Source organism: Kribbella sp. NBC_00359, from assembly GCF_036097425.1.
In the GTDB taxonomy this organism is placed as follows: Bacteria; Actinomycetota; Actinomycetes; order Propionibacteriales; family Kribbellaceae; genus Kribbella.
Genome location: NZ_CP107975.1, coordinates 4,787,508 through 4,798,926, shown reverse-complemented (window position 1 = coordinate 4,798,926; position 11,419 = coordinate 4,787,508). Strand labels below are relative to the sequence as shown.

Below are 11,419 nucleotides of genomic sequence, written 5' to 3'. Positions count from 1 at the left end.
CAGACCCGTGACCCGCCGCACGGGAGGAAGAGCCCGCCATGGTATGAGAGACTGTGACTCTTTGCAGTTGTTTCAAGGAGGCTTAGAAATGGGCAAGACCGGCCGCAAGCGCCGCGCACGCAAGAAGAAGGGCGCGAACCACGGTAAGCGCCCCAACGCCTGACATCGGGCGGCTACGCAAAGCGAGGACCCCGGAGAAATCCGGGGTCCTTGCAATTTGGTCACAGGTTTACACCGGACCACCTTTCTCAGAGGTTCTGTATTCGGAGAGTCCCCGCACGCACACTGAATGCTAGTTTCAAACGAGTGTTGGGCATTGCGGCCGATCCGCTGACTGAGCCTTCGCATACCGCCGCGGGAACGGTTCAGGTCCCGGGTCCTGAACCGGTCCAGGTGACGGTGTGGATAACTTCGGCGGACAGTCGGCGGATGCTCCTAGAGTTGGGGCCGGATGTCCTGGCACTGTACGTAGCGGAGTGGCGACCAACGAGTGAGGGAGGTGGGTGGGCTGTCCACTGTGAGCCTGGGCGAACTCCTGCGCGGGTTCCGGGCGAGGGCCGGGCTCACCCAAGCGGCCCTGGCCGAAAAGGCCGGCCTGAGCGAGCAGGCCATCAGCGTGCTCGAACGCGGCACCCGCAGCCGACCCCGGATGGACACCATCCGGTCACTGACCGCAGCCCTCGGACTCGACGCGGACGAGGCCGAACAGTTCCTGGCCGTTGCCCGCGGCAAGAGCCACGAACCTCGCAGTCCCGCACCGGAAGCGGAGATCCCGGTGGCGAGCGACGCGTTACCGGTGCCGTGGCAACTACCGCCGGCGGTGCCGGACTTCACCGGCCGCGCTGCCCAGGTCGAGGCAATTCTGTCGGTCCTGCGAGCTCCCGCCGGCCTGCGCGGCGACGCCGTCGGTCTGGTCACGGTCACCGGGATGGGCGGTATCGGCAAGACGGCATTGGCGGTTCAGGCCGCGCACAGACTGGCCGACAGTTACCCCGACGGCCATCTCTATCTCAACCTGCGCGGCTACGGTCCGGGTCAGCCGATGAGCGCCGCCGACGCCCTGCGCCAGTTGCTTCGTTCACTCGGTCTGGACGCCCAGCTGATCCCGGACGCCGTCGAGGAAGCGGCTGCTCTGCTGCGATCGCAGCTCGCCGGGCGCCGGATGCTGATGCTGCTCGACAATGCCGCCGACGGGCGGCAGGTGACGCCACTGCTCCCCGGCAGCCCGGGGTCGGCTGCGATCATCACCAGCCGCGGTTCGCTTGCGGCGCTGCCTGGTGCACGCCAGATCCGGCTCGACGCGTTGTCGGAATCGGAGTCCATCGAGCTCCTCAGCGGAGTCATCGGCCAGTCCCGCGTCGCTGCCGAGCCGGACGCGGCGGAGATGCTTGCCTCGTTCACCGGTCGCCTGCCACTGGCCGTGCGGCTGATCGGCGGCCGGCTCGCCGCCCGCCCGGCCTGGCCGATCCAGCACCTGGTCGATCTCCTCCGCGACGAGGAACACCGGCTCGACAGCCTCGGCTCCGACGAGACCGGCGTCCGCGCGAGCATTGCCAGTTCCGTGCGCTTCCTGGAGTCCAGCGATCGCGACCTCGACCGCGAAGCCGCGCGGGCGCTGGCACTGCTCAGCATCCCCGACGGAGCAGACCTGCTCACGATCGTCGCGGCCCACCTGCTCGACGTCCCCGTCCGCCGCGCCGATGCCATCCTCGAACGCCTCGTCGACCTCAACCTGCTCGAGTCCGTCGCGCCCGAGCGCTACCGCTTCCACGACCTCATCCGCGCCTACGCCCGCGAGCTCGCCGACCAAGCCCTCACGCCGCCAGAACGCGACGCCGGCCTCGAACGCATCCTCCGCTTCTACACCAGCATCGCCTGGGCCTGCCAGGCCAGGACCCATGCGACCAGCCCGCGAATCGCCCTCGCCACCGTCCCCTTCACGCCACCTCCGATGGCGGCGGACGCGGAGTCGATGCTCCGCTGGCTCGACTCCGAGCAACGCAACCTGATCGATCGCCGTGACCAGGCAGCCGGTTCGTCGCTGGCCGGATCGGCTTTGCTCCCGGAGCTCGCGCTGGCTTTGTTCGGCTACCACGAGTCCCGCTCTCGATGGGTGGAGATGCGAGAGCTGAGCGTCGGCTCGGTCGAGCTGGCGGAGAAGCTCGATCTGCGCTTGATGGCCGCCTGGCTGGAGCACGACCGCGCCATCCCGGAGGTGGAGAACGGGAGTCTCGACGCCGCCGCGGCACACCTGCTGACAGCCCTCGAGATGTTTCGCGCGCTGCCGGACCGCCTTGGTCAGGCCCGATGCTGTACGTCGGCCACCCACGTGCTCGGACGACTCAACCGGGTGCCCGAGGCACTCGAGCTCGGGATCGAAGCGCTCCGGCTCAGCCAGCAGCACGGGGACAAGACCATCGAAGGGGTGTCCTACATTGCGCTCGGCGGGCTCTACGACCGCAACGGGGACTTCGCCCTCGCCGACGAGGCGTTCGAGCGTGGCATCGTGCTGGCAGCGATCGTCGGCGACGCCCGCTCACTCGGGAAGAGGTACCTCAACACCGGCTTCTCGCACTTGCTCGTCGGTCGCCTCGACGACGCCGTCGAACCGCTGTTGCAGAGCATCGAGATCGGAAGACGAGCCAAGAACAACGATCTGCAGTCACAAGGACTGCAGTGTCTCGCCGCCGTGTTCGCGAGCTGGGGCGAATACGAGAAAGCCCACCAGCGCATCGAGGAAGGCATCAGCCTGATCCGTCCGCTCGGCAACCGGCTGCGCGAAGGCTGCTTCATCCTCGAGCACGGCAAGTTCAGCGCCGCGGCCGGCGATTTCCCCGCGGCCATTCAGTTCCTCGAGGCCGCGATCGCCGTCCTGCACAACATCTCGCCGCATTTCGAGGCCGCCGCCAGGGAATTGCTGGAACTCGTTCGGCGCGGTGATCACTACACGTACAGTTTCGACGACTCCCAGGTCAGATGACAGGTGGAAACGTCAGTCCGTGGTGGTGATGGTGGTTTCTACCTGGATTTGGGTCAGGCGGAGGAGGATTTTCTGGCGGAGGGCGTCGGGGGCGTGGTCGGAGCCGCAGGAGCGGTGGACCAGTTTCTTGACGCAGCGTTCCAGGTCGTATTCGTCCAGGCAGGGGGCGCACTCTTCGAGGTGCTGCCGGATCTCGTCGGTGCTGGCGTCCTCGAGTTCGTTGTCGATGAAGACGTAGACCCGCTGCAGGATCTCACTGCAGTCGACGTCGTGGTGCTCGCCGCAACTCACGACTCCTCCTTCTCCGCGCTCGCGTCAGTGCTCGCGGCCGGCGTCGTAGCGTCGGCGCTCTCGTCGGAGTCCGACGTCGGGATCAGGCCGCGATCCCGGGCGTAGTCCCCCAGCAGCTCACGCAGCTGGCGCCGGCCACGGTGCAGCCGGGACATCACGGTGCCGACCGGCGTACCCATGATGTCGGCGATCTCCTTGTAGGCAAAGCCCTCGACGTCGGCCAGGTACACGGCCAGCCGGAAGTCCTCCGGGATGGTCTGCAGGGCTTCCTTGACGTCGGAGTCGGGCAGGTGCTCGAGGGCGACCGCCTCGGCCGACTTCAGGCCGCCGGGAGTGTGCGACTCGGCGGCGGTGAGCTGCCAGTCCTCGATCTCCTCGGTCGGCGACTGCGTCGGCTGACGCTGCCGCTTCCGGTATCCGTTGATGAACGTGTTCGTCAGGATCCGGTACAGCCACGCCTTCAGGTTGGTGCCCGGCGTGAACTGATGGAACGAGCTGTACGCCTTCGCGAAAGTGTCCTGCACCAGGTCTTCGGCGTCCGACGGATTACGGGTCATCCGCATCGCCGCGGCGTACATCTGGTCCAGGAAAGGCAGCGCCTCGCGCTCGAAGCGCGCTGTCCGCTGCTCGGGTGTCTCGGTCGTGGTGGGAGTCGGCATCGTGATCGAGAATACCGGGGTCTTCCCGGGTGTCCTCGTCGGAGCCTCTCTCGTCGCCATCATGTTCGTCACAACACGCCTGATCGCAGGGCCATTCCCGCCTGCGGGGGCGGTCAGAGCCTGACCACTATCCGGACACTTCCCGGCTCACCCATTCGAACACGGCTTCGACCAGCAGGTCGTACGCCTCCTGCTGATCCAGCTCCGCCCGCTTCGGCACCTTGAAGGCGTGATCGGCATCCGGTACGACGGCCATCTCGGTCAGCGGGGGAAATTCCTCGGGCGTCCCGAACGGATCCCGCTCCCCCTGCACGACCAGCGTCGGCAGCCCGGCCGCCTGCAACTCGTCGACACGCGACTTCTCCGGCTTCCCCGGTGCGTGCAGCGGAAACGACAGCGCGAGTACGCCGGACGCCCCCAGGCCGCTCGCGGTCCGGCAGGCCACCCGGGCCCCCGCGCTGCGGCCACCGATCACCAGCGGGGTGCGCACCCGGAGCTGGCCGATGATCGCGATCCAGGCCTCGTCGAGGACCTTCGGCGCCGGCGCGAGCTTCTTCCCGGCCCGGCGCCAGGGCTGCTCGATCAGGAACACGTTGATGTCCTGCTTCGGCAGCCGGGCGGCCAGCGAGGCCAGGTCACCGGACTCGATCCCGGCCCCGGCACCATGACCGAGGGCCAGCGTCGCCACCGGCCGCCGGGCGCGATGCGCCACGATCCGGGCGTCCCCGTGCGGCGTCCGCACAATCCGTTCGTCGGTCACCCGGCCCATCCTGTCATCCGAGCTAGGAATGAGTGGGCACGAAACGTCAGAAGAGGGTGGTCTCCTCCGGCGCGGCCGGCTTGTCGATCGGATCCACGCCGTCGGGCGGCAGCGGGTCGAGCAGATGGGGTCCGTTGTTCTTCACCGAGCTGACCGCCCTCGAGACGGCGTACGCCTCCAGCCGGCCGGGCGCGGCGGGCACCAACAGCTCGAGCAGATCGTCCGGATCCGACGACAGTGGGTCGAGCCACGCGTCGTACCGCTCCCGCTCGACCAGCAGCGGCATCCGGTCGTGGATGCGGCCGAGGTCGTCGGTGGCCGTGGTGGTGAGGACCGTGCAGGTCCACAGCCAGGCCTCGTCCTTGTCCGGGTCCTCGACCGACTTGTCCCGCCAGATCTCGTACAGCCCGGCCATCGCCAGCACGCCTCCGTCGGCCGGGTGGATGAAGTACGGCTGCTTGACGGGCTTGCCGTTCACCTTCTCCTCAGCCGTGTACCACTCGTAGTAGCCGTCCGCCGGCAGGATGCAGCGCCGGGTGGCGAACGCCTTCTTGAAGGCCGGCTTCTCGGCGACCGTCTCCATCCGCGCGTTGATCAGCCGGTTCCCGATCGAGGTGTCCTTCGCCCACGACGGGACCAGCCCCCACTTGACCGTCGTCAGCTTGCGGATCGTGTCGTCGGGGACCTCACGGTTCTTCCGCTCGACCACCGCGATCACCTGATCGGTCGGCGCCACGTTGTAGTTGTCCGGCAACTCCTGCACGGCCTCGCGGACGTTGCCCGCCTCGATCTCGAACTCCACGACAAGATCGGACGGGTCCCGGCTGGAGGCGTATCGACCGCACATGGCACCAGCCTAGACACGGCCACGGACAAGCGGCGACGGATCGCCCACCCCGTGTCGGGCGATCCGTCGCCGGCCTTTGCGTCCGGGCACCCCCCTGTTGGCGTCCGGACGCAGGTCCTAAGGTCTGGCGAGTTCGTCGAGAACCCTCCCCGCCATGGCGTCGGTGTTCGGCAGTCCTTCGATCCAGACCCGGGCGAGCTGGGGTACGTCGGTGTCCAGCCGCCACTGGGTGATCAGGGCTCGAGCCGTCGCGACCTGCTCCGGCAGGTTCGGCTCGCGGCCGACGAGCGCCGCCGCGCGGTGTGAGCCGACGCGGCCCAGTACGTCACCGCCGCAGAAGACGATCCGCAGGCACTCCGCCACGTCGACCAGCCGGAGCTCGCGATCGAACGGCGACGTCCCCGGGGGATTGAGCGGCTCGACAACCACCAGTGCGTGGGATTGCGATACGGAAGTGCCACGGAGTTCCGCCTCTCGATAGAGCTCGCCGAGCCGGGACCGCAGGTGCGCCAGGCTGGACAGCCCGGTCAGCGGGTCCTCGCAGGACAGCGAGTGCAGATAGACGAGCGAGGCCTCGGCCCAGCTGGAACTGAGTGCGCGTACCGCATCGAAAGCCGGCTCGCCCCCGGCGATCGCGCGGTACAACGCACTCAGCCCATCGAGTGCCTCCACCAGCGAGACTCCGTCGGCCGCCAACCGGCGGCCGACCTCATCCGATGCAGGCACGACGTCGGCACCGTCACGCAGCGCCTCGGCAATCGCGAGATAGGCACTGTGATCGGTACCAGCTGTGCCGTGCGGCTCCCTCCAACCCCACGGTTGCTCTGAGGACGACGCCTCCGGCCGGTTCCGGGCGGGCGACCCCGCCAGGTTCAGGGACTTGTGCGGGCGCAGGTCGAACCGCTTGCGGATGTCCGCGAACAGCGACATGGCCCTCCTCAAAAATCCCGTCAGTCTCCCGACCGGGCGGCCGGAAGCGTCGTTCGGAGGTGAGACAGGCGGCGGCGGAGTTCATGACGCGGATTCGCAGAAGTTTTTTCGCGTAACTTCCGGGCTGGTGCTCTCGTCAGGAAAGGTGCACGATTCCGCGTCAGGAAACGTGCACGGATCCGTCCCACGTGGGAACCTTGTTCCCGGCAACGATGTGACGGACCGTTACATCGCCGTACGGACAGTCGTGACACACCCACGGGGAGCTGGATGGAGACGCCGGAAGGACCGAGCGACGCCGAATTGATCGCGCGCGTCCGCAACGGCGATCTCGAGGCGTACGGCGAGCTCTTCGGCCGCCACCACCACGCGGCCGAGCGGATGGCGCGCCAGCTGGTCCCGGCCAACGACGCCGACGACCTGGCCAGTGACGCGTTCGCCAAGGTGCTGGACGCGCTGCGCTCCGGTGGCGGCCCGGACATCTCCTTCCGCGCGTACCTGCTGACGACGGTACGGCGGGTGCAGGTCGACCGGATCCGGTCCGGCCGGAAGGTGACGGCCACCGACGACATCGCGGCGTACGAGCGGGAGCCGGAGACCTTCGACGACCCGACCGTGACCGGGTTCGAGAGCGGCGCGGCGGCCAAGGCCTTCGCGAGCCTGCCCGAGCGGTGGCAGGCCGTCCTCTGGCACACCGAGGTCGAGGGCGAGAAGCCGGCCGCGATCGCTCCCCTGCTCGGCCTGACCGCGAACGGCGTGTCCGCGCTCGCCTACCGCGCTCGCGAGGGTCTGCGGCAGGCCTACCTGCAGCAGCACCTGGCCGACGTCGCCGGAGATCGCTGCCGCTGGACGACCGAGCGACTCGGCGCCTATGTCCGGGGCGGCCTGACCAAGCGGGAGAACCGCAACGTCCGCGAGCACCTGGACGACTGCGCGAAGTGCACCGCGGTCTACCTCGAACTGGTCGAGGTCAACAGCGCACTGCCCGCGCTGCTCGCCCCGGCCCTGCTGGGCACCGCGGGTCTCGGCTACCTGGCCGCCGCTTCCGGCGCGAAGGTCGGCCTGGTCGGCTTCGTCGTCACCGGCTGGAAGAAGGCCACGGAGAACAGCACCCGTACGGCGGTCAGCGCCGGAGCGGTCGTGGTCGTCGCGGTTGCCGCCGTACTCGCGGCGATGGCGCTGACCGGCAACGACACTCCACCGGCCGCGATCAGCAAGCCGCCGGCACAGCAACCGACCCAGCCGCCGGGGAATCCGCCGACCGTGCCGCCGGTCAAGCCACCGACGGTCAAGCCGACGTCGACGCAGCCGACGACCGCACCGACCACGGCGCCCACCACCGCGCCGACGACCCAGCCGACCCAGCCGGCGACGACGCCGCCCCCCGGACCGACGTCCCCGACCGCGACGACGACGAGTCCGACCCCACCGTTGCCGACGACACCGATCCTGGACGAGGGTCTGCTGACGATCAGCATGCCGAGCGGAGGCGGCGGCCCGGCTGACCGAGCCGGCGGCACGCAGGCCGCCCAGGCCGGGGTGCGGTTCGTCATCACGATCAAAGCCCTGGCGAACAACACCGACCCGGTGACGATCGGCCTCAAGCGCGGCGCCGCCCTGGACTGGCCGCTGGCCGGCAACCCGGCCGGCTGGACCTGCAACAAGGCGGCCGCCACCTGTACGGCGCTCAACCGTGCCACTCCGGCGGCGATGCCGGTGACGTTCACCGCCCCGGCCGGAGGATCGGCAGCCGATCGCACCTTCACCGTCTCGGCCAAGACCGGCCGGTTCTACGACGACGACTCGGCGACGCTGCAGGCTCCCGCTCCCCCGCGGACCGACGAGAACCTGCTGAAGATCCTCGACGGCAAGGCCGACCCCGACGTCCACCACCGGATCCTGACCGTTGCCCCCGGCACAGACCGGAGCAGTGTGACGCTGAAGATCAGCTACGGCTCGTCGCTGGAGTGGCCGATCGCCGCGAACCCGGCCGGCTGGAAGTGCTCGGCCACCACCAAGACGTGTACGGCGCTCACCCCGTCGCGACCGGCTCCGCTTCCGGCGGACTTCGACGTACCCGAGGACGGGTCCGCGGCGGCGCGGACGTTCACCGTGGCCGCGACGGCGGGGCTGGTGAGCGACACCGACTCCGAGGTGCTGCCGGGGATCCAGGCGGACGAGTCGCTGCTGCAGATCGTGACACCGACGCCGCAGACCGACCCGAACCCGTTCGTCTACAACCGGTTCCTGAAGGTCAACGGAGTCGGCAACCAGCGGGTGACGCTGGACATCTCGTGGGGCCGCAACCTGGCGTTCCTGAACTCCCAGGAGTCGGGCTGGACCTGCTCGCGATCGAGCGACATCCACCGCGCCACCTGCTGGACGGACAACTACCGCAAGCCGTTCAACTCCGAGTGGACCGCGTGGTTGCCGGGCACCGGCACGAACAACCTGCTCACCGTGCACGCCCGGGTCGGCGGCCGCGAGGACACCGACACCGTGCAGATCCCGCCGTCATCGTCGCGACGGTAACCCACTTGGTGGTCGGTGACCTGGGTCGCTACGCTGGTGGTGTTCGCGCTGACGGAACCGAGTAGCGCCGTACGCCACGTTCGAGAGAGTCGCCGGTAGCTGTGAAGGCGATACGTGGAGCGGTGGCGAAGACACTCCCGAGCGACTGCAAGGCAAGAGGCCGGGTCGTCCCGATCCGGTGAAGGTGTGGTGGCACCGCGAGATCCCCTTCGCCCACACCTCCGGGGTACGAGAAACGACCTGGAGGTGAAAACAGCGATGCGCATTCTCAGCCATGAGATCCCCTCAGCAGTAGGCCAGACCGTCACGGTGGCCGGCTGGGTCCACCGAAGACGACGGCTCGCCGCCGTCAGTTTCCTGATCCTGCGCGACCGATCCGGTCTGAGCCAGATCGTCGTGAAGGCGCCGGAAACCCAAGCACAGCTGGACGAACTCGGTGAGGAGACCGTGGTCCAGGTGACCGGCACGGTCGCCGCCAACCCACAGGCGCCGGGTGGCGCGGAGATCGTCGACCCGGTGATCGAGCCGCTCACCGAGCCGGCCGCGACGCCGCCGATCGAGCTCTGGCGACCCACGGTGGGCGCCGGGCTGCCCGTCGTACTGGACAACGCGCCGGTCGCCTTGCGGCACCCGGTCGTGCGGGCCGGATGGGAGATCGCCGCGGCGGCCCTGCACGGGTTCCGTTCGGCTCTGGACGGGCAGGGCTTCACCGAGATCCAGACGCCGAAGATCGTCGGTACGGCGACGGAGTCCGGAGCCAACGTGTTCGCGCTGGACTACTTCGGTGGCCCGGCGTACCTGGCGCAGTCGCCGCAGTTCTACAAGCAGACGATGGTCGGGGTGTTCGAGCGGGTCTTCGAGGTCGGGCCGGTGTTCCGGGCCGAGCCGCACGACACCGTCCGGCACCTGGCCGAGTACGTCTCGCTGGACGCGGAGTTCGGGTTCATCCAGGACCATCGCGACGTGCTCGCCGTCCTGCGGTCGACCGTCGCCGGGATGCTGGCCGCGGTCGGCGAGCGGGCCGGCGGGGCGCTCGAGCGGCTCGGGGCGGAGTTGCCCGAGATCCCGGTCGACGTACCGATCGTGCACTTCAGCGAGGCGCTGAAGATCGCCGGTGCGGACCCGGACGAGCCGGACCTCGCGCCGGCCGACGAGCGGGCCCTGGGTGAGTGGGCGCTGCGGGAACACGGCAGCGACTTCGTCGCGGTCGAGGGCTATCCGATGGTGAAGCGGCCGTTCTACACGCATCCGCAGCCGTCGGACCCGCGCTGGTCGAACTCGTTCGACCTGCTGTTCCGCGGGATGGAGCTGGTCACCGGCGGGCAACGGCTGCACCGGTACAGCGACTACGTCGCGGCGCTGGAGGCGAAGGGTGAGTCGGCGGAGTCGCCGGCGTACCGCTCGTACCTGCAGGCGTTCAAGCACGGGATGCCGCCGCACGGCGGGTTCGCGATCGGGCTCGAGCGCTTCGTGGCCCGGTTGACCGGGGTGGAGAACGTCCGCGAGGTCACGCTGTTCCCCCGCGACCTGCACCGCCTCACCCCTTGATGGAGACCACCGAGTCGGTTGTCGCCGAGCTGAACGTTGCCCTGGGCACCGATTATCGGCTCGTGCCGCAACTGGCCGGCGGGCTGCAGTCCAGCGCGTACGAGCTCACCGACGGCGAAACCGCGACCGTCCTGAAGTGGACGGCGGATCCGGGCTGGGCGCCGCGGGTCCGGCGGGCGCACGAGCTGGTCCGCCGGGCGCGCACGGTCGGCTACCCGACACCGGCCTGGCTGACCGTGGGCGAGACCGCGGCGGGCTCGCCGTACCAGCTGCAGGAGTTCGTCACCGGCGAGCCGCTTCGGGACGCGTCGGTGCTGGACAGCCGGCTCGCCCAGGAGCTGATCGCGATCTGTGAACTGCAGCGGGCCCTCGTCCCTGAAGACGGTGTGAGCTGGTCGGGGTGGTCGAGCGGCGTCGTCTTCGACGGCTGGGACGGTGTGTGGGGCCGGGTGCACGAGTACGGCGGTGAGGTCGCCGACCTGCTCGACCGCTACGCCGAGTTGTGCCGGCCGTACCGTGGCGAGGCACTGCCCGACGACGATCTCGTGCACGGGGATCTCAATGTCGGCAACTTGATTGTCGACAATGGGCGGATCGCCGGGATCATCGATATCGAGGCGGCGGGCGGTGGGTCGCGGGCCTACGACCTGGTCTCTTTGGCGACGTCGGCCGCACGCGACGGTGCGCCGGCCGGGGTCGACGAACTGTTCCTGGAGGCGGCATTGCGGGCCGGTGGACGGGCGGCGGTCGCGGTGTGCGCGGCGTCGGCGTACGTGACGATCGCCGAATTCGTTCACGATCGCTCGAAGTTCTCGCAGGATCTGATCCAGCAAGGCGCACAGCGAGTGCTCGAACTGCTCGATGCATGATGT

General features: G+C 69.0%; 10 protein-coding genes. 5 read left to right on the top strand and 5 right to left on the bottom strand.

The window, feature by feature from the left end; all coding sequences use genetic code 11:
* Positions 1-88: 88 nt before the first annotated feature.
* Positions 89-163, top strand: a complete 75-nt coding sequence (locus OG876_RS44085) for a 50S ribosomal protein bL37 (protein WP_369759046.1) — start codon at positions 89-91, stop codon at positions 161-163.
* Positions 164-499: 336 nt separating this feature from the next.
* Positions 500-2,980, top strand: coding sequence for an ATP-binding protein (locus OG876_RS23605; protein WP_328518790.1), 2,481 nt, complete (start codon positions 500-502; stop codon positions 2,978-2,980).
* Between the two features lie 12 nt (positions 2,981-2,992).
* On the opposite strand, the gene rsrA is transcribed toward OG876_RS23605, so the two are convergent.
* The 5 genes from rsrA to OG876_RS23580 form a co-directional block, all read right to left on the bottom strand.
* A complete protein-coding gene (gene rsrA, locus OG876_RS23600; RefSeq protein ID WP_328518789.1) occupies positions 2,993-3,271 on the bottom strand; it encodes a mycothiol system anti-sigma-R factor in 279 nt (92 codons plus the stop codon).
* Positions 3,268-3,930: a sigma-70 family RNA polymerase sigma factor gene (locus OG876_RS23595; protein WP_328518788.1), complete on the bottom strand. Its 663-nt coding sequence runs from the start codon at positions 3,928-3,930 to the stop codon at positions 3,268-3,270. The genes rsrA and OG876_RS23595 overlap by 4 nt, the downstream gene beginning before the upstream one ends.
* 127 nt (positions 3,931-4,057) lie before the next feature.
* Positions 4,058-4,699 carry an alpha/beta hydrolase family protein gene (locus OG876_RS23590; protein ID WP_328518787.1) on the bottom strand — a complete coding sequence of 214 codons (642 nt, stop codon included), beginning with the start codon at positions 4,697-4,699 and terminating at the stop codon, positions 4,058-4,060.
* 37 nt (positions 4,700-4,736) lie between these two features.
* Complete coding sequence (locus OG876_RS23585) at positions 4,737-5,537, bottom strand: SOS response-associated peptidase (protein WP_328518786.1); 801 nt, start codon at positions 5,535-5,537, stop codon at positions 4,737-4,739.
* Positions 5,538-5,654: 117 nt separating this feature from the next.
* Entirely contained in the window at positions 5,655-6,467 is an 813-nt protein-coding gene (locus OG876_RS23580) for a hypothetical protein (protein WP_328518785.1), read from the bottom strand.
* Between the two features lie 270 nt (positions 6,468-6,737).
* On the opposite strand from OG876_RS23580, the gene OG876_RS23575 reads away from it, so the two are divergent.
* From OG876_RS23575 to OG876_RS23565, 3 genes are all read left to right on the top strand, one after another.
* Positions 6,738-8,999: a sigma-70 family RNA polymerase sigma factor gene (locus tag OG876_RS23575; RefSeq protein WP_328518784.1), complete on the top strand. Its 2,262-nt coding sequence runs from the start codon at positions 6,738-6,740 to the stop codon at positions 8,997-8,999.
* 258 nt (positions 9,000-9,257) lie between these two features.
* Positions 9,258-10,547, top strand: coding sequence for an aspartate--tRNA(Asn) ligase (gene aspS / locus OG876_RS23570; RefSeq protein ID WP_328518783.1), 1,290 nt, complete (start codon positions 9,258-9,260; stop codon positions 10,545-10,547).
* On the top strand, positions 10,547-11,416 hold the full coding sequence (locus OG876_RS23565; protein ID WP_328518782.1) for a phosphotransferase family protein: 870 nt from the start codon (positions 10,547-10,549) through the stop codon (positions 11,414-11,416). Before aspS ends, OG876_RS23565 begins: the two co-directional genes overlap by 1 nt.
* The last annotated feature ends 3 nt before the right edge of the window (positions 11,417-11,419 follow it).